At 41.4% G+C, this 19,235-nt stretch carries 18 protein-coding genes; 13 read left to right on the top strand and 5 right to left on the bottom strand.

Features of this window, described 5'->3' with window-relative positions; genetic code table 11:
* Positions 1-74: 74 nt before the first annotated feature.
* The 13 genes from SD427_RS00445 to SD427_RS00385 all read left to right on the top strand — a co-directional run bounded on the left by SD427_RS00445 (position 75) and on the right by SD427_RS00385 (position 15,724).
* Positions 75-1,535, top strand: coding sequence for a UDP-N-acetylmuramoyl-L-alanyl-D-glutamate--2,6-diaminopimelate ligase (locus tag SD427_RS00445; protein WP_320559371.1), 1,461 nt, complete (start codon positions 75-77; stop codon positions 1,533-1,535).
* Positions 1,536-1,584: 49 nt separating this feature from the next.
* Positions 1,585-2,826: a phospho-N-acetylmuramoyl-pentapeptide-transferase gene (mraY, locus tag SD427_RS00440; protein WP_320559370.1), complete on the top strand. Its 1,242-nt coding sequence runs from the start codon at positions 1,585-1,587 to the stop codon at positions 2,824-2,826.
* A 72-nt stretch (positions 2,827-2,898) separates the two neighbouring features.
* Positions 2,899-4,254, top strand: a complete 1,356-nt coding sequence (gene murD / locus SD427_RS00435) for a UDP-N-acetylmuramoyl-L-alanine--D-glutamate ligase (RefSeq protein WP_320559369.1) — start codon at positions 2,899-2,901, stop codon at positions 4,252-4,254.
* Positions 4,251-5,489: an FtsW/RodA/SpoVE family cell cycle protein gene (locus SD427_RS00430; RefSeq protein ID WP_320559368.1), complete on the top strand. Its 1,239-nt coding sequence runs from the start codon at positions 4,251-4,253 to the stop codon at positions 5,487-5,489. Before murD ends, SD427_RS00430 begins: the two co-directional genes overlap by 4 nt.
* Positions 5,490-5,500: 11 nt before the next feature.
* Positions 5,501-5,743: a hypothetical protein gene (locus SD427_RS00425; RefSeq protein WP_320559367.1), complete on the top strand. Its 243-nt coding sequence runs from the start codon at positions 5,501-5,503 to the stop codon at positions 5,741-5,743.
* A 10-nt stretch (positions 5,744-5,753) separates the two neighbouring features.
* A complete protein-coding gene (murG, locus tag SD427_RS00420; RefSeq protein ID WP_320559366.1) occupies positions 5,754-6,845 on the top strand; it encodes an undecaprenyldiphospho-muramoylpentapeptide beta-N-acetylglucosaminyltransferase in 1,092 nt (363 codons plus the stop codon).
* Positions 6,846-6,900: 55 nt separating this feature from the next.
* Complete coding sequence (gene murC / locus SD427_RS00415) at positions 6,901-8,268, top strand: UDP-N-acetylmuramate--L-alanine ligase (protein WP_320559365.1); 1,368 nt, start codon at positions 6,901-6,903, stop codon at positions 8,266-8,268.
* A gap of 44 nt (positions 8,269-8,312) precedes the next feature.
* Positions 8,313-9,275 (top strand): cell division protein FtsQ, encoded by a 963-nt coding sequence (locus tag SD427_RS00410; protein WP_320559364.1) that lies wholly within the window; start codon positions 8,313-8,315, stop codon positions 9,273-9,275.
* Between the two features lie 76 nt (positions 9,276-9,351).
* Complete coding sequence (ftsA, locus tag SD427_RS00405; protein WP_320559363.1) at positions 9,352-10,749, top strand: cell division protein FtsA; 1,398 nt, start codon at positions 9,352-9,354, stop codon at positions 10,747-10,749.
* A 90-nt stretch (positions 10,750-10,839) separates the two neighbouring features.
* Positions 10,840-12,765: a cell division protein FtsZ gene (gene ftsZ / locus SD427_RS00400; RefSeq protein ID WP_320559362.1), complete on the top strand. Its 1,926-nt coding sequence runs from the start codon at positions 10,840-10,842 to the stop codon at positions 12,763-12,765.
* A gap of 101 nt (positions 12,766-12,866) precedes the next feature.
* Entirely contained in the window at positions 12,867-13,313 is a 447-nt protein-coding gene (locus SD427_RS00395; protein ID WP_320559361.1) for a GatB/YqeY domain-containing protein, read from the top strand.
* Between the two features lie 378 nt (positions 13,314-13,691).
* Complete coding sequence (locus SD427_RS00390) at positions 13,692-14,102, top strand: BrxA/BrxB family bacilliredoxin (RefSeq protein WP_027387341.1); 411 nt, start codon at positions 13,692-13,694, stop codon at positions 14,100-14,102.
* 107 nt (positions 14,103-14,209) lie between these two features.
* Positions 14,210-15,724, top strand: coding sequence for a GH3 auxin-responsive promoter family protein (locus SD427_RS00385; RefSeq protein WP_320559360.1), 1,515 nt, complete (start codon positions 14,210-14,212; stop codon positions 15,722-15,724).
* A gap of 43 nt (positions 15,725-15,767) precedes the next feature.
* On the opposite strand, the gene SD427_RS00380 is transcribed toward SD427_RS00385, so the two are convergent.
* From SD427_RS00380 to SD427_RS00360, 5 genes are all read right to left on the bottom strand, one after another.
* Positions 15,768-16,172, bottom strand: coding sequence for a hypothetical protein (locus tag SD427_RS00380; RefSeq protein ID WP_320559359.1), 405 nt, complete (start codon positions 16,170-16,172; stop codon positions 15,768-15,770).
* A 40-nt stretch (positions 16,173-16,212) separates the two neighbouring features.
* Positions 16,213-16,575, bottom strand: a complete 363-nt coding sequence (locus tag SD427_RS00375; protein ID WP_320559358.1) for a hypothetical protein — start codon at positions 16,573-16,575, stop codon at positions 16,213-16,215.
* Between the two features lie 4 nt (positions 16,576-16,579).
* Positions 16,580-17,554, bottom strand: a complete 975-nt coding sequence (locus SD427_RS00370; RefSeq protein ID WP_320559357.1) for an endonuclease/exonuclease/phosphatase family protein — start codon at positions 17,552-17,554, stop codon at positions 16,580-16,582.
* A gap of 71 nt (positions 17,555-17,625) precedes the next feature.
* Positions 17,626-18,618, bottom strand: a complete 993-nt coding sequence (locus SD427_RS00365) for an endonuclease/exonuclease/phosphatase family protein (protein ID WP_320559356.1) — start codon at positions 18,616-18,618, stop codon at positions 17,626-17,628.
* Between the two features lie 6 nt (positions 18,619-18,624).
* Positions 18,625-19,209, bottom strand: a complete 585-nt coding sequence (locus SD427_RS00360; RefSeq protein WP_320559355.1) for a rhomboid family intramembrane serine protease — start codon at positions 19,207-19,209, stop codon at positions 18,625-18,627.
* Positions 19,210-19,235: the final 26 nt, after the last annotated feature.

The raw sequence follows: 19,235 nt of genomic DNA, 5'->3' as shown, positions 1-19,235 counted from the left end.
AGTCTAAAAAATGGCAGCATGAAAACCTGTCAGAATAAAAAATAGAAACGGGGGCAAAGCCCATCCATATAAAAATGGTATTAACAGAACTATTAAAAAGAATTCCGGTCTTAGAAATTCATGGTGATAACACCCGTGAGGTTTCAGGCCTGGTCTTAGACAGCAGAAAGGTTACAGAAAACTGTCTTTATATTGCAATCAGAGGAACGGCTGCAGACGGACATGCATTTATTGCTGATTCTGCTGAAAAAGGTGCCAAAGTGATTGTCTGCGAAGAATTTCCGGTAGATACGGATGAAAATATCACATACGTTAAAGTAAAGGATTCTTCAGAAGCCTTAGGTCAGTTAGCTTCCAATTTTTACGGGAACCCCTCAGAAAAGCTCCACTTAATCGGAATTACCGGTACGAACGGAAAAACATCTGTTTCTACTTTACTTTTCGATGTTTTCAAAATTTTAGGCTATGATTCCGTTCTGTTGTCCACTGTTGAAATCAGGATCGGAGATCAGGTAATTCCTGCTACCCATACCACACCGGATGTGATTACCACCAATAAAATTTTAGCCAGGGCTGTTGAAGAAGGTTGCGACTTCGCCTTTATGGAAGTAAGCTCCCACGGCATTGCACAGAACAGAATCGAAGGGCTTCATTTCAAAATAGCAGGTTTTACGAACCTGACCCATGACCACTTAGATTATCATAAAACGTTTGGCGAGTACTTAAAAACCAAAAAAACGTTTTTTGACGGGTTGAATGAAAATGCAGTTGCCATTACCAATATCGATGATAAAAACGGTATGGTCATGCTTCAGAATACCAAGGCGGCAAAAAAGTCTTATGCTCTGAAGACTATGGCAGACTACCACGGAAAACTTCTGGAAGCTGATTTCAACGGGATGCTGCTGAACTTCAACGGAAAAGAATTCTGGACTACCCTGACAGGGAAGTTCAATGTCTATAATTTACTGCTGGTTTTCGGCATTGCTGCTGAGCTTGGCTTTCAGCAGGAAGTAATCCTTCAGGCGATCAGTCAGCTGAAAAGGGTTTCCGGAAGGTTCGAAACCTTCAAATCAGACGGCGGAATCTTCTTTATTGTAGATTATGCCCACACACCGGATGCCCTGGAAAATATTCTGGACAGCATCAATGATATCAGGACAAAGAATGAAAGGCTGATCACCGTATTCGGCTGCGGCGGAGACCGGGACCATGCCAAGAGACCGGAAATGGGGAATATTGCCAGTAAAAAATCCACACTGGCCATCATTACCTCAGACAACCCGAGAACAGAAGACGCTACACAGATCATCAGGGAAATTGAAGCAGGCGTTGAACCCCAGTACTTCAGCAAATATACTTCAATCCCGGACAGGAAAGAAGCCATAAAAATGGCCATAAAATTTGCAGAACCTAAGGATATTGTACTGGTAGCCGGAAAAGGCCATGAAAATTATCAGGAAATCAATGGGGTAAGACATCATTTTGATGACAGGGAAGTCATCATTGAGCTTTGGAAATTAATGAGTAAGTAAAAATGATAATTGATATCATTCATCGATAATCATTTATAAAAAATAAGAAATGTTATACTATCTATACGAATATCTAACAAGTCAGGGAATCCACGTTCCGGGATTGGGGCTGCTGAGGTACATCTCCTTCCGTGCCGGGATGGCGGTGCTTTTCTCGCTGATCATTGCTTTGATATACGGAAAAAGGATCATCAGTTTCCTGAGGACAAAGCAAATGGGCGAACTGGTCCGTGATTTGGGATTGGACGGGCAGAAGCAGAAAGAAGGAACACCTACCATGGGAGGCCTTATCATCATCATGGCAACGCTTATTCCCGTTCTGCTGTTTACCCGGATTACCAATGTATACATCGTTCTTCTGCTGGTTTCAATGATCTGGATGGGGGCCATCGGTTTCCTGGATGATTACCTGAAAAAAATCAAGAAAAATAAAGATGGATTAAGCGGGAAATTCAAAATCGTAGGACAGGTTGGCTTAGGCCTGATTGTAGGCGTTACGATGTATTTCCATCCGGACATCACCGTAAAAAGAAAATATTCGGATGCCAAGGTGGTCAACAGGAATAATGTAGAGCAGAATTTTATGCCTACGGAAAAAATAACCGTTTCTACCGTTCCTTTTGCGAAGAACAATGAGTTCGATTACAGCGGGATCCTTTTCTGGATGAACGACAGAGATGCGCATGAATGGGCCTGGGTAGTGTTTATCCCTATTATGATATTCATTGTGACTGCCGTATCCAACGGAGCCAATATTACAGATGGGATTGACGGCCTGGCCGCAGGCACAAGCACGGTGATTTTACTCGCACTGGGCTTGTTTGCCTACCTTTCAGGAAACATCATCTTTGCGGATTACCTGAACATTATGTTCCTCCCGAATATGGGGGAAACCACCATTTTTGTGGTTGCCATGGTAGGGGCCGTCATCGGGTTTTTCTGGTACAATACCTACCCTGCCCAGGTTTTTATGGGGGATACGGGAAGCCTGATGCTGGGCGGAGTAATTGCCGTGTTAGCCATTATTTTAAGAAAAGAATTAATGATCCCCGTCTTATGCGGGATTTTTCTGATAGAGAATGTTTCTGTAATGCTTCAGGTCATTGTATTCAAATACAGAAAAAGAAAATTCGGCATTGAATATGCCCAGGGCAACAGGCTATTCAGGATGTCACCCCTGCACCACCATTATCAGAAAGGCGGTTTTCACGAGAGCAAAATCGTTAACCGGATGATTATTATCGGGGTGATGCTGGCCATTGTGTGCCTGATTACATTAAAAATGAGATAAAAACCGGCAGTAGGCCGTAAGCATTAAGCATAAGGCTTAAAGTTTACAGTCCACAGCATAAAGCAGATAAATATGAAAATAGTTGTTTTAGGAGGAGGAGAAAGCGGGTGCGGAGCTGCTTATTTGGCCAAAAAACAGGGCCTGGAAGTTTTTCTTTCAGACCAAGGGGCTATCAAAGATAACTATAAGCAGTTTCTTACAGATAATGATATTGAGTTTGAAGAAGGGAACCACAGTGAAGAAAAGATCCTAAACGCCGACTGGATTGTAAAAAGTCCGGGAATTCCTAAAAAAGCGGAGATCATCTACAAAATCCAGGACAGAGGGATCAGGCTTTCCTCTGAAATTGAGTTTGCTTCAGAGTTTACAGACGCAAAAATCATTGCTATCACTGGCAGCAACGGAAAAACAACAACAACGTCACTTATATACCATATCCTGAAAAACGACGGACTGAAGGTAGGCTTAGGCGGAAATATCGGATACAGCTTTGCCAAACAGGTGGCTGATGAGCACCATGAATATTATGTGCTGGAAGTAAGCTCTTTCCAGCTGGATGACATCCAGAATTTCAGGCCTTATATTTCTCTATTGCTGAATCTGTCCCAAGATCACCTGGATCAGTACAACTACAATTATGAAGAATATGCCTTGGCTAAATTCAGGATTACGGAAAACCAGGAAAATGACAATTTCTTCATTTACAATAAAGATGATGAAATGAGTAAAAACCTGCTGGAAAAGCTGGAAATAAAAGCGAAAATGATTCCTTTTTCAACCAAAGAAAAATTGTCTGAAGGCGGTTTTATGGATGAAGACCGGATTGTTGTACAGATGCAGAACAGGTTTTCCATGAAAGCGGAAGAATTATCACTTCCCGGCAGCCATAATGTAGCCAACAGCCTGGCAGCTTCCATCGCCGGTAAAATACTGGAAATCAATAATGAAAGCATCAGGAATTCATTAATGACCTTTCAGGCGGTAGAGCACAGGCTGGAGCTTGTTACTGAAACCGATGGCGTAAAATACATCAATGACAGCAAGGCAACCAACGTTAATGCTGCCTATTACGCACTGGAAAGCATGAAAACGCCTACCGTCTGGATCGTCGGAGGCCTGGATAAAGGAAATGACTATACCGAAATTGAAGATTTAGTCAAAAGGAAAGTAAAAGCCATTGTCTGTTTAGGAATTGACAACCAAAAGATTATAGACTTTTTTAAAAATAAGAAGGAACTGATATATGACACCTCAAGCATGGAAGAAGCCGTAAAGATCTCAGGATCCCTAGCTAAAAAAGGAGATACGGTTTTACTCTCTCCCTGCTGCGCCAGCTTTGATTTATTCAAAAGCTATGAAGACAGGGGCCGCCAGTTTAAAGAACAGGTATTAAAAGCCAGTAGCCAAAAGCTGAAAGCAAATATATGAACGAACAAGACACAGAAAACAGATTTGAATTCCTGAAGGGCGATAAGGTACTTTGGATGGTCATTCTTGTGATCTCCATTTTCTCCATCTTCCCTGTTTATTCTGCAAGTTCAAATCTGGAATATATCGTAAATAACGGGACCACCACCGGTCACGTGATCAAGCATATGTTCTTTGTGGTCTTGGGACTGGCCATTATGAGGGTGGTCGGGATGGTAAAATATGAATACATCGGCAAGCTCAGCAGTATTATGCTCGGCTTGATGATTGTCCTCTTGATCATCACCATGTTTACCGGGCAGACCATTGACGGAGCCAGTGCTTCACGGTGGCTGAAAATTCCCGGGACACCGATTTCATTCCAGCCGTCTTCCTTCGCGTTCCTGATGCTCATTATTTATCTGTGCCGCTATCTGACAAAGAAAATTACCCGTGAAAGGCTTCCGATTGAAAATATCATGTACATCTTCGGGCCTATCCTGTTGGTTTTCGTACTGGTTGCAAAAGACAACGGATCAACCGCATTAATGATTCTGATGGTTTCCGTTATTGTCCTGATTGTGGGACAGCTACACTGGAAATATATTGCAGGGTTCATTTCCTCGTCATTTGTTGCGATTGTCCTGTTTTTAACCATTGCCCTGAATACCAATCTAATCGGCGGAAACCGTGTGCATACCTGGATGAGCCGTATCGAAACCTTTACCTCAAGCAAAGCAAAAACGGCTGATGTTGATGATGAAAGCATAAAAGCCAAAAACTACCAGGTAATGCAGGCAAAAGCAGCCATTGTACATGGTGGGATTACCGGAATGGGCCCTGGAAAAAGTGCATTAAAACAGATGCTTCCTCAATCTGCCTCCGACTTTATTTTTGCAGTTATTGTTGAGGAATACGGAGTTATCGGTGCTGCATTTCTTGTGAGCCTGTACCTGATTATGATGATCCGCATTGTAATGATCGCCAGTAAGATGCCCGCCTTTTTCGGATCATTACTCGTGCTCAGCCTCGGTGTGATGATTTTCATACAGCTTTCGGTCAATATCGCCGTGGCGGTCAATCTGATTCCGGTTACCGGTCAGCCGCTGCCGCTGATCAGTTACGGAGGAACTTCCATGCTGGTGACCTACCTGCAGCTGGGGATTATTTTAAATATCAGCTCAAGGATCCAGATTTATGATGAAGAAGGAATGGGCAAAAAACAAAGCATTGCAGAAATAAACGATATCGCTTAAAACAAAACAAAATGGAAATAAGAAAAATTACTTTTACCGATCATAAAAATTCAGAAAACCCGGTGGTTATGGATACCAGCGAGAATATAGCCAATTTTCTTGAAACTTTTAAACTGGAAGTCGGCGAAGTTATAGAGCTTAATGATGCGATGTACACTGTAAAAGCTATATCGGAAAAAAACATCGAGGGGAAAAATGAAATTTTGGCTGATGTAGAATTTATTGATTTGATTGAAAATCAGCCTACGGCTTAAAATCGGTATCATGAACAAAAAACTAAAAGTATTATTGAGCGGCGGCGGAACAGGAGGTCATATCTTCCCGGCTATTGCTGTTGCAGACGAAATCAGAAGGAGGTTTCCGGATGCTGAGTTTTTGTTCATCGGGGCCAATGGGAAAATGGAAATGGAGAAAGTTCCCCAGGCCGGCTATACCATTGAAGGTATTGACATCGCAGGAATCAACAGAGGGAATATGCTGTCAAATCTGGGTCTGCCTTTTAAAATCTTAAAAAGCTTATCTAAATCCAAAAAGATTATTAAAAGCTTCGCTCCGGATTTTGCCTTGGGAACCGGCGGTTTCGCAAGCGGCCCGGCCCTGTATGAAGCAAGCAGACTGGGAATTCCTATCTTTATCCAGGAGCAGAATGCCTATGCGGGCGTCACCAATAAAATATTAAGCAAAAAAGCAAAAGCCGTTTTTACGGCCTATCCTAAAGTAGAAGGCTTTCCGGCTGATAAAATAAAGTTTCTGGGCAACCCGATCCGCTCAGCAATTGTTTCAGGAATGCAGGATCCCTCACAGGCAAAAGAAAAAATGGGTCTTAATAAAAACAAGCTGACCATTCTTTCAGTCGGAGGTTCTTTAGGCTCCAGGACTTTAAACAATGCCTGGAAGGAAAATCTGGAAAGGCTTAAAGAAAAAGGGTATCAGCTGATCTGGCAAACCGGGAAACTGGATTACAGCGAATTGTCTTCCGGCCTTGATCTTCCGGCTTCTGTTCAGCTGAAGGAGTTTATTAAAGATATGGAAACCGCCTATTCTGCAGCAGATGTTATTGTTTCCAGAGCGGGGGCCATTGCCATTTCAGAACTGGCAGTAGCACGGAAACCGGTTATACTGGTTCCTTTTCCCTTTGCAGCGGAAGACCATCAGACCAAAAATGCCATGAACCTGGTTGAAAAAAAGGCAGCCAGAATGGTAACAGACACGCAAATGCAGGAAGAATTCTGGAATACGCTGTCAGAAATCTGCGAAAATGAAAATATAAGAAAAGAAATGTCTGAAAATCTTACCTATTTTGCCAAGCCGGACGCTGCAAAAGAGATTGTAGATGAAATTTTTAGAGTAATATAATAAGATAATTTGAATGAATTTTAATCATTTAATCTTTAAATTTTTTAAATAAGTAATGAATAATTTAGAAACATATCAGAATTTTTACTTCATTGGAATCGGAGGTATCGGGATGAGTGCTTTGGCACGCTACTTCCATGCTTCGGGCAAAAAAGTTTCAGGTTATGACAAAACCAATACCAAACTTACCCAGGTTTTAATGAACGAAGGAATTGATATTGTTTTTGAAGATGCTATTGATAAGAACATCACGTCCCTTCATCAGAAAAACACATTGGTGATCTATACGCCTGCCATTAAACAGCTGGGAATCCTGGACTATTTCACTGAAAATCAGTTCAAAGTACTAAAGCGTGCAAAAGTGTTGGGCCTTATTACAGAAAGCACAGACTGTATTGCTGTTGCCGGAACGCATGGCAAAACCACCACTTCCACTTTGGTTTCCCACTTATGCAGGGAAGCAGATCTTTCTTTTTCCTGCTTTTTAGGGGGAATTTCTGAGAATTTTAAATCGAATTTCCTGTACAACGGCTCAGAATATGCTGTAGTAGAAGCGGATGAATACGACCGGAGTTTCCTGAATCTGTCTCCGGACTGGGCGGTGATCACTTCAACGGACGCTGACCATCTGGACATTTACGGCGATAAAAATACCATTGAAGAAGGTTTCAGGCAATTTGCGGCTTTGGTTCCTGATGACCGGCAGCTTTTTGTAAGAAAAGGAATCGATATCGGGAGGCCTCACGTAACCTATGCCGTGAATGAAGAAGCCGATTATTTTTCGGACCGTCTTCGGATGGAGAATGATAAGATTTTTTTTGATTTTCACACCCCTGAAGAAACGGTAAAAGATTTTGTATGGGAAACCCCCGGAATCCATAATGTGGAAAATGCAACGGTAGCCCTGGCTATCCTTCATAACCTGGGAGTGGGTTTTGAAGTGCTGAAAAAAGCCATTGCCGGTTTTAAAGGAATTAAAAGGAGATATACAAAACACAGCTGCAAAAACGGTAAAATATATATCGATGATTATGCGCATCATCCTACGGAGATTAATGCAGTAATAAGCTCAATCAGGACTTTTTATCCTGAAAAGGAGTTACTGGTAATTTTCCAGCCGCACCTGTTCAGCAGGACAAAGGATTTTGCAGACGGATTTGCAGAAAGTTTAAGTCAGGCAGATGAACTGATCCTTCTGGATATTTATCCCGCGCGCGAATTGCAGGAAAATTACCCGGAAATTACATCAAAATGGTTATCAGAAAAAATAACACTGGATAAAAAGGAAGTATCACCATTACAGGATGCTTTCAGTAAAATAAAAGAAAAAGAGTTTGACATCATTCTCACCATAGGCGCAGGAAATATAGATACCCTGTACGACCCTATCTGTGAATGGATGGAAATTAGTAAAAATCAATAAATTTTAAACCCGTTCCAGGCATCTGAAACGGTCATCTTAAAATAATGAAGAATAAATACAGAATATTAAAAATTGCCGTCACCGTGATCCTCCTCGGGTTCCTGCTGAGCTTCTCCCTGAAGAAATTCAGCGGCCAGAAGATTACGGACGATAAAATTTCTGTAAAAATGAGCGAGAAAGCATCGGTATATTTTATCGATGAGAAAGATATCCGGGAAATTGTAAAAAAGGAAAACCCTTCAGGAAAAGTCGGGGAGCTGGATATTCCGGCACTTGAGAAGAAGATCAATGCGCTTCCGGCTGTTGACAGTGCCAATGTCTACTTAAACCTCAACGGCAGACTGAACCTCGATATCATACAGAGAGTTCCTGTTTTCAGGTTAAATACAAACGGCAGGGATTTTTATGTAGATGGGAAAGGAACAGAATTCCCCATTTCAAAAACATATTCTCATCCATGCATGCTGGTAACTGGAAATGTAAAAAAAGATGAATATGAAAAAGTAGCCGAACTGGTGGAAAAAATTGACAAAGATGATTTCAGCAAAAAATATTTCATCGGGATTTCAAAAGACAACGGCAATTATAACCTTCTGACCAGCGAAGGAAATTATAAAGTAGAAATAGGAGACTTAAACAATATTGAATTTAAAGTAAAAGGGTTTAAAACATTCGTGGAAAAATACCTGGTCTTCCAGGATCCTGAAAAATACAACATGGTATCCGTGAAGTATCAGAACCAGATTGTTACTACCCTGAATCCTTATTTCAAAGACAATGACAGTATTTTAAAAGCAGGAAATAAGGAACTGGCAAAAAATCCGGTTACCACGGTTAAAAAAGCTGAAGATAAGCCGAAAGTAGCTGAAGTCAAAAAACAGGTTAAAAAACCGGTTGCTGCTGCAAAAAAAGCAAAAATCCCGGTACAGCCAAAAAAAGTCAAAAAGGCAGAGAAAAAAACACCGGTTGAAAAACCGAAAAGAAAAGCAAAAGTCAAAATTGAATAATAAAAGTGTGTAACAAACAATTAGGATAATAACCTGTTGCATCTTAAAAAAATAAAAAATCAAATCGGTATAAACAATGGAAAATCAAGAGTATTCAGTAGGTCTGGACATCGGGACGACGAAAATTGTCGCCATTGTCGGAAGGAGGAATGCACACGGGAAGATAGAAGTTCTCGGTGTCGGGAAGGCTAAGAGTCTTGGTGTTCACAAAGGTATTGTGAATAACATTTCGCAGACCATTAATTCAATCAAAGCGGCTGTGTCTGAAGCACAGACCAGCGCAGGAGTCCCGATCCGTAAAGTAACGGTAGGGATTGCAGGAAAACACATCCGTTCCCTGCAGCACTCCGATTATATTATGCGTGAACATCCGGACAAGTTCATCACAGATGATGATATTGAAGCATTAAAAGATCAGGTAAAAAAATTGGTAATGCTCCCCGGCGAGGAGATCATCCATGTTCTCCCCCAGGAGTATAAAGTAGATTCCGAAGGCGAAATCCAGGAACCGGTAGGCATGCACGGAAAACGTCTGGAAGCCAATTTCCACGTGGTGGTAGGCCAGATGGGCAGCATCCGGAATATTGCAAGATGTGTCCGTGAAGCAGGCCTGGAAATGGAAGCCCTTACCCTGGAGCCCTTGGCTTCATCAGAAGCGGTCCTTACCAAAGAAGAAAAAGAAGCAGGTGTAGCCATTGTGGATATCGGTGGCGGAACCACGGATATTGCCATCTTTAAAGACAATATTATCCGTCATACCTGTGTTATCCCTTACGGAGGCGGAATCATTACGGAAGACATCAAAGAAGGATGCTCCATTATTGAGAAACATGCAGAACAGCTGAAGGTTAAATTCGGTTCTGCAGTTCCTGAACTGGAAAAAGACAGTACTTACGTAACCATTCCCGGGCTTCACGGAAGGCCGGATAAAGAAATTTCCCTTAAAACCCTAGCCCAGATCATCAATGCCAGGGTAGAGGAAATCCTGGAAATGGTGAATACGGAACTTAAAGCCTACGGCGCGTTCGAACAGAAGAAAAAACTGATTGCCGGCATCGTCCTGACAGGCGGTGGTTCCAACCTGAAACACCTCAGACAGCTGGCCAATTATACCACAGGTTTTGACAGCAGAATAGGTTTTGCAAATGAGTATATTGCTAACGATAAAAATCAGTATCTTAAAGGCCCGGAATATGCCACATCCATCGGACTGTTAATGGAGAGTTTGAAGATCAGGGATAAGAAGCAGAATGCAGAGCTTCAGGAAACTGTTGAGGAACAGCAAGAGGCTTCATCTGAATCTGAAAACGAAACAGTTACGGACGGAATATTGCTGCAGCAGGCTTTAGAACAGGCTGAGCCCGTTATGCAACATGATCCGATAAGTGAGCAGCGGGAAAAAAGAGCGGCAAAACTGACTTTCGGCCAGTCGCTGATGGAAAAAGTAAAAAAATTCTTTGAAGAAGTAGAGTAAATTATAAATGATGAATGATAAATGGCGTATGATTTTTCCTTATCGTATATCATCAGTCAGTTATCATTATAATTATAAAAAAATATAGTTATGGAAAATTTAGGGACACAGGGGTTTTCATTTGATTTGCCAAAAGGAAACTCATCAATCATAAAAGTAATCGGTGTCGGAGGCGGTGGAAATAACGCGCTGAAGCACATGTACGAAAAAGGGATCCACGGGGTGGATTTCGTCATCTGCAATACGGACGCCCAGACGCTGGATAATAATCCGGTGTCCAATAAAGTACAGCTGGGAACTACCATTACGGAGGGCCTTGGTGCCGGTGCAGATCCGGAAGTCGGTGAAAAATCAGCCATAGAAAGCATCGAAGAGATCAAAGCGGCCATGGGCCAGAATACCAAAATGGTTTTCATTACAGCCGGAATGGGCGGTGGTACGGGAACCGGGGCAGCACCTGTTATTGCCAAAGTGGCAAAAGACATGGGGATCCTTACTGTGGGTATCGTAACGGTTCCTTTCAGCTTTGAAGGCAAAAGAAGGCTTGAGCAGGCTGAAAACGGGCTTGACAAATTAAGAAACAACGTTGATTCATTAATCGTGATCAACAATGATAAGCTCAGACAGCAATTTGGAAATCTCGGCTTTAAACAGGGATTTTCAAAAGCCGATGAAGTATTGACCAACGCTGCCAAAGGAATGGCGGAAGTAATTACCGGATACTTCGATGTAAACATTGACTTTAGAGATGCCAAATCCGTACTTCAGAATTCAGGCACGGCATTGATGTCTACAGGTGTGGCTTCTGGTGAAAATAAAGCAGCGGAAGCGGTACGCAAAGCACTTGATTCCCCATTGTTGAATGACAACAAGATTATCGGTGCCAAAAATGTACTGTTGCTGATCAGAAGCGGTGCCGAAGAGGTAACGATGGACGAAATCGGTGTAATCATGGACCATATCCAGAAAGAAGCCGGAAACACGGCAGATATTATTTTCGGGGTAGGTGCTGATGAGGAACTGGGAGATTCTGTAAGCGTACTGGTTATTGCCACTGGTTTTTCCAATGACAATAAAAAGTTTTCCGGACCTACCGAGAAAATCAAGATCAGCCTGAATGATACATTTGACAGCCATAAAGAATCACCTTTTAAAACAAGGGATCAAAGAGAGTCGAACTCCGTACGCAATCATGATTTCGGCGGGAAAAACCTTTTCAGGTTAGATGACGAGGATAATGATACGCCTCTGTTCGGTTCTTCTTCTGCTGAAAAAAAAATGATGATTGAGGAAGAACCCAAAAGACCTGAAAGCAGATTCCTTGATCATGAAGATGATGCACCGGAAAGTTTTACCAAAAGCTGGAGAAATGAGGAGGAAGACCGGGAAGAGTCTTACAGCCTGTTTACTTCTTCAGATGATGAAAGCGATGACCCGAATGACCTGGAAACCCAGTCCTTCAGATTTGACTTTGATGACAAAAAGGAAGAACCTCATTCCAACAGCCCGTTTGGTAATACCTATGCTCAGGAAAAACCTGTCGAGTTCAATTTCTTTGTGAATGAACCGGTAAAAAAAGAGCCTAAGAATGATTCCGGACAGCCAAAAGCGGAGTTCGCTTCTCACCAGGTGAACCAGCTCACGGAAGAACCTCTACAGAAAGTAGAGCATTTCTTTCAGCATTTAAAAGAAGAACCTGCAGAAGAGCCTGAAATAACAGCAAACAGCAGAGAGGCAGAGGTTCATCAAACTGATGAAACGGCATTCACTTTTGTGAATAAAACAGTAGATCAGGAAAGAATCATAGAGCGGAGAAATAAATTGAAAGAATTCAATTCGAGATATCAGAGTTTTGACAGTTCAAGCGAATTTGAATCGGTTCCTGCCTTTAAAAGAAAAAATATTTCTATTGACGACAACAATGCATCAGACCAGAACATCAATACTTATCTGTCTGATAACAACGGGTCAATACAGATCAGGGAAAACAGATTTTTAAATAAAGACGTAGATTAGATTAAATTGCTGTAAGCAATAAGCAGTAAGCATCAGACTTTTCCGGCCGGATTAGAATTATTAAGCTTACCGCTTATTGCCTCAAGCTTAAAGATAAAACCATGAGTTTAGAAAATACCATAAGCGAAGCAATAAAAACGGCGATGAGGGCTAAAGACAGAGTTGCCCTGGATTCCCTGCGTGCCGTAAAATCCCAGATTTTGCTGCTTAAGACCGAAGCAAGGGACACGGAAGTAACAGCAGAGCAGGAAATTGCCATTTTACAGCGGATGGTGAAACAGCGTAAAGATTCTTACGATCAGTTTACGGCACAGGGAAGAACTGACCTTGCAGAAGTGGAAGATGCACAGATGAAAATTATTGAGCAGTTTCTGCCTAAACAGCTTTCTTCAGAAGAGCTGGAAGCAGAAATTAAGGCTATTATTGCTGAAACCGGAGCCGAATCTGTAAAAGATTTAGGCAAGGTGATGGGAATAGCATCAAAATCCCTGGCCGGAAAATCAGATGGCAAAAGCATTTCCGAAATGGCGAAGAAACTGCTTTCATAATAAGAAATTTATCCTGTTTCCATAACTGAGGATATCCAACCATTGCATATCGATTTGATTAAGAATCCCGCAACTTTCAGTTGCGGGATTCTGTTTTAGATTACTGATTACTCATGGCCTGGCTATTTCAAGAGGGATTCAGGGTCATGTAACATACTGAGGGATAAATGTAAATGTTTTTTCATAGTATTTTGTCTTCAGAATCATTTCAAATTTAGTAATTATTTTTAAATATTAATAAATTTAATTCATACAAAATTGATTATAAATATTATATCTGCATTTAATCCATTTCATTTAACAAAGACACCGATAGTTTTTATATATTGATGAAAAGTAAAGAAATGCGTAAATTTGTGAATTATTAAAAATAAAAATATGTATCCAACAGATTTAGTAATGCCTATGAAGGCTGAACTTACAGATAAAGGTTTTGAAGACCTTACAAACCCGGCTCAGGTAGAAGAGGCCATCAAACAGTCCGGAACTACCCTTTTGGTCATCAATTCCGTATGCGGATGTGCTGCAGGCGCGGCAAGACCGGGTGTAGTATACTCTTTGACTGGAGATAAAAAGCCGGATCATTTAACTACTGTTTTTGCAGGTTTTGATACTGAAGCTGTATCTGAAGCCAGAAAACACCTGGCACCATTCCCTCCAAGCTCACCTTGCGTAGCGCTTTTCAAGGACGGGGAACTGGTTCATATGCTGGAAAGACACCACATCGAAGGAAATCCTGCAGGTGCCATTGCAGCAAACCTTCAGGCTGCCTATGATGAATATTGCTAGGAAATTATCAATCTTAAATAGGGAACCGTTACAAAAAATGTAACGGTTTTTTTATTTTTTTGCGATAAAAATCCTATAAAAAATCAAATAGTATTATATTTGTTGAAATGGCAACGAAAGCACTTTTCAATACTGTGGTTAACTGGTTTATCCGCCAACGGATCGACCAGATCCAGAATTTTATGGATCATCCCATCGAGACACAGAAAGGCATCCTGTTCTCTCAGCTTTTTCATGCAGAAGACACGGAATACGGCAGGAAATACGGGTTCAATTCTATTTCAAGCTATCAGGACTTTAAAAATAAGGTTCCCGTAGTCACGTATGAGGAAATGGAGCCCTATATTGAAAAAGCAAGGCAGGGGCAGAAAGATGTAAGCTGGCCTGGCTACATAAAGCATTTTGCCAAATCTTCCGGAACTACTAACGCAAAAAGCAAGTTTATCCCGATTTCTACGGAAAGCCTGGAATACTGTCACATGAAAGCCGGAAAAGACATGGTTTCCATCTATGCGAATAACCACCCGGAAAACCAGCTTTTCAACTATAAAAACTTGCGTCTGGGAGGAAGCTCCGAACTGTATGCCGATTTCAACACCAAATTCGGCGACCTTTCGGCTATTCTCATAGATAACCTGCCGTTCTGGGTAGAAGTAACTACTACGCCCAGCAAAAAGGTTTCCCTGATGGGAGAATGGGAAAGCAAGCTGAAAGCAATTATCTCTGAAGTGAAGAATGAAGATGTAGGAAGCATCCTGGGTGTTCCCAGCTGGATGATGGTCCTGCTGCAGCGGGTAATTCAGGAAACCGACATCAGCAATATCGCTGAGCTGTGGCCGAATCTTGAGGTATTTTTTCACGGCGGGATCAGTTTTAAGCCTTACAGGGAACAGTACAGGCAGATCATCGGAAAACCGATCAATTATTATGAAATCTATAATGCTTCTGAAGGCTTTTTCGGGATCCAGGACCGGTCTGACAGTGATGAAATGCTGCTGATGCTGGATTACGGGATCTTTTACGAGTTTATTCCGATGGACCAGTTCCACCTGTCTGATCCGAAAGTAGTCAATCTGGAAGACGTGGAAACCGGAAAAAATTACGCCATGGTTATTACCACCAACGGCGGGTTATGGAGGTACCTGATCGGTGATACCGTTGTATTTACTTCAGTAAACCCTTTCAGGATAAAGATTACCGGGAGGACGAAACATTATATCAATGCTTTCGGGGAAGAACTGATGATTACCAATGTAGAATCGGCACTTACAAAAGCCTGTGAAGAGACAAAAGCATCGGTTTCTGACTTTACTGGCGCTCCCATTTTTATGAAAGATAATGAAGGCGGTGCCCACGAATGGATTTTTGAGTTCTGTAAAGAGCCGGATAACCTGGAATTGTTTGTTGATGTATTCGACAACCATCTTAAGTCCATCAATTCGGATTACGAAGCAAAACGGTACAATAACATAACACTGAAGAGGCCTATTGTCCATATTGCGAAAGAAAATTTATTTTACCGGTGGCTGGAAGCCAAGGGCAAGCTCGGCGGACAGAATAAAGTGCCCCGCTTAAGCAACGACAGGGAATATATAGATCCTTTGCTGGAACTGAATAAATAAAATAAAAAAACCGCAGATGGTTTGAGTCTGCGGTTTTTTTTATTTATCGGCTTAAATCCTCTTTCAGCTTTTTTGCTCCTTCTTCTACTTTGGAAGCTCCTTTTGCAGCAGCATCCTTTACATCATTACCCACTTCTTTAGCACTCTGCTTTATATCCTGTCCGGCCTTATGCAGGTCTGCTTTGGTTTTATCTGCCGTAGCGTCAATCTTATCTTTCGCATTCTCTGCAACACGGTCTATTTTCCTGTCGGCTTCATCAATTTTAGCATCTGCATTTTCTTTGGTCTGGTTGATCTTTGCCGTGTCAATACCTAATGTATTCTCAGAAACTGTAGTCGTAGTCGTTACGGATCCATCCGGATTTTCCACTTTTTCCGTTGTGCTTGATTTTGTGCATGATACAATTGCTACTGCAACGATCAATGCTGATAAAATGTTTTTTTTCATACGTATTTATAATTTTAAAATGTAATTGTATAAGTTATGGCTACTCTGTTTTAGGCTCATTTGCAGCAGGTGCCTCAGATGGTTTCTTTACTTTTTCAGCATCTGCTTTCTTCTTCTCTTCATCCGCTTTCTTTCTGCTTTCTTTTTCAAGCTCTTCTTTCATCTTATTCTCCTGTTCCTGAAGTTTTACCGCTTCTTTTACAGAGTCTTGGTATTTTTGTGAAGACATCCTGATCTGTCGCACGATATCCACCGAAGTGGCACCATTGGAAAAAGAATCTACGGCAGCCGTATCATAGGCCGGTTTCGGGCTGTCTGCAGGATAAAGGTCTACCGGTTCTTTTTTAGAACATGAAACCGCCGCAACTGAAAAAATAAATGCTGCAAAAAATAAATTTTTCATGAGACTAATTTAAAAGAAATTCTGCAATTACAGGATAATGGTCTGATAACTTAACGGAATTATCAACTTTATAGCTTAACGGAATAATTGATTTTGAGCTGAAGATATAATCAATCCTGAGCGGAACCTTATAATCATGGAAGCTGGAAGAACTACCGTTTCCGGCCACCAGAAAGGCATCCTGGAGGTCTTTGCCCAGGTTATAATATTCATAGGAATTCGGTACTGAATTGAAGTCGCCCGCTAAGATCACCGGATACGGGGACAGGTCTACAGCCTTCCTTATTTTTTTGATCTGGTCTTCATGTGCTTTAAAGGTAGGTGTCATATGAGAAAGAAGCGTATTGATTTTGCCTCCCTCTTTTCCTGCACCGTCAAGTTTAAACATTGATTTCTGCAGCCTGAAAGGCTCAAGATATACATTAATGATCCGAATAATCTTACCATTGATATCAACATCTGCGTAAAATGAATTTCCGCGGGATTTGTCGGTAATCAGTTCTTCCTGCCTTATGATCTTGTGCTTGGTTTTCAGGATAACAGACGGATATTTAACCATGTCGTCCCTCAGTGCCCGGCTGGTATCTTTTTCCTGAACCAGTATAATATCCGCATCCTGATCACTGATGTATTTCTTTACTTTCTCCCACCCGAAATCACCGTATTTAACATTAAACGTAATAACTTTTATATCTCTGACGGATTTTAAGTTTTCAGTTTTCGGCGTAAAGTTGATCCAGCGGCGGATCGGGTTATAAAACAAGAAAGTTCCCAATAAAAAAGCAATGGCTATTTTTTCTTTCCTAACAACCCAGATTAAGGTAAATATAAGATAAAGAGAAATCAGATAAGGGAATCCCAATGACAGGAAATTGAGGTAGCCTACAAAATTAGGTGGCACCCACGCATTTCCCAAAGTACTCAGGAGTAAGACAGCAACAGCAATGTGCGAGAATAACAGGATCTGGCGGAACTTCATTATACTAGTAAAGATACCCCATTTTTTCAGCAAAAAACCGACCAACCCATAAAGTTTAACGATTTTTATGATTACCGCTGAAGCCTGAAAGTCGCAATAACCGGGAAATGATCTGAAATTCTGACGGAACGGTCTACTGTGTATCTGACAGGCTGTATTGATTTTGATGAAAATATGTAATCAATCCTGATCGGGAATTTATAGTCGTGAAAACTTGTGGCGCTGCCCCTTCCGGTTTCCATAAAAGCATCTTTCAGGTCTTCCGATAAATGATAGTATTCGTAGGAATTCGGCACCGAATTAAAATCCCCAGCGAGAATGACAGGATACGGCGAGCTTTCCACTGCTTTTCTGATTGCCGCTACTTCTTCCTGATGAATTTTAAAGGTAGGGATCAGTCTTTTGACGATGTTTTTTATTTTCTCTTCATCCTGCACATTGTTTCCATCAAGTTTTACCATGCTTTTTTCAAACTTAAAAGGGTGAAGGTACACATTGATAAAACGGTATATTTTCCCCCGGATTTTAATATCCGTCTGTGTCCCGTAGGATCTTATATATTCCGAATCCGGATCTATCAGTTTTTCATCTACAATCTCATGCTTTGTAAATACTGCTGTCAGTGCCTTTATGCTTCCTCTAGTATATCCGGAAAAATTTAAACCATTCCCTGATTCTTCCTGTAAAAGCAGGACATCGGCATTCTGGGAATTCAGGTATTTCTCAATATTTTGTTCCCCTGCTGTTTTTCCTCCTTTTGTGTTGAAGGATACAATTTTTAAATCTGACAGGTCATTCTTTGCAGGCATGTAATTAATCCACCGTATGGAAGCATTAAAAAAAAGCAGCCCTGAAAAAATAAATACAAAGGCCCTCTTTTTCCAGCAGAAAATCCAGAACAGGGTTAGGGAAATATATACAATCATCAGGACAGGAAATCCCAGGGAAAGCAGATTGAACCACGGTGAAATCTTCGGCGGAATATAAGCGTTCAGCAGCATCCCGGTTAAAAGAAAGAAAATTCCTATGTGTAAGATCAGAAGTATGAGACGGATAATTTTCACAAAGCTTTAGTTAAGTCTATACAAATGTTTTTTCCAGAGCATAGCCAGGATGAACCCTACCAGAGCTCCGCCAACGTGGGCAAGATGGGCAATGCCTCCTGAATTCCCGGAAACACCCAGCCAGATTGACACCAGTATGATAACAGGCAACACATATTTTACTTTCATCGGTATCGGAATGAACATGATCCCGATTTTTGCATCAGGATAGACCGTGGCAAAAGCAGCAACTACCCCAAAAATAGCTCCCGAAGCACCCACCATAGGTGTTCCCATTATGCCATTAAGGTTCTCTACCAAACCTTTCTGCTGGATAACCGAGTCTGATGTGCCTGAAAAATGAACACTGGCACCGGACAAATATCCATTGATATCAAATCCTAACTGCTGCAGTTCACTGGATATTTGCTGTACTTCAATGAAATTCCATAGATTGAATAAGAAGAATGCGCCTAAACCACTTAGGAAATAAAGTATCAGATACCGCTTCTGACCTAGATTCTGTTCTAAAACAGGCCCGAAGCTGAACAAGGTAAACATATTAAATAAAATATGCATAAATCCCCCAGTTTCTCTAATAGGTGCATGCATAAACATATGAGTAATGATCTGCCATG

Origin of the sequence: Chryseobacterium sp. JJR-5R (genome assembly GCF_034047335.1) — a bacterium.
Lineage (GTDB): Bacteria > Bacteroidota > Bacteroidia > Flavobacteriales > Weeksellaceae > Chryseobacterium.
This window is presented reverse-complemented; position numbering and strand designations above follow the sequence as displayed.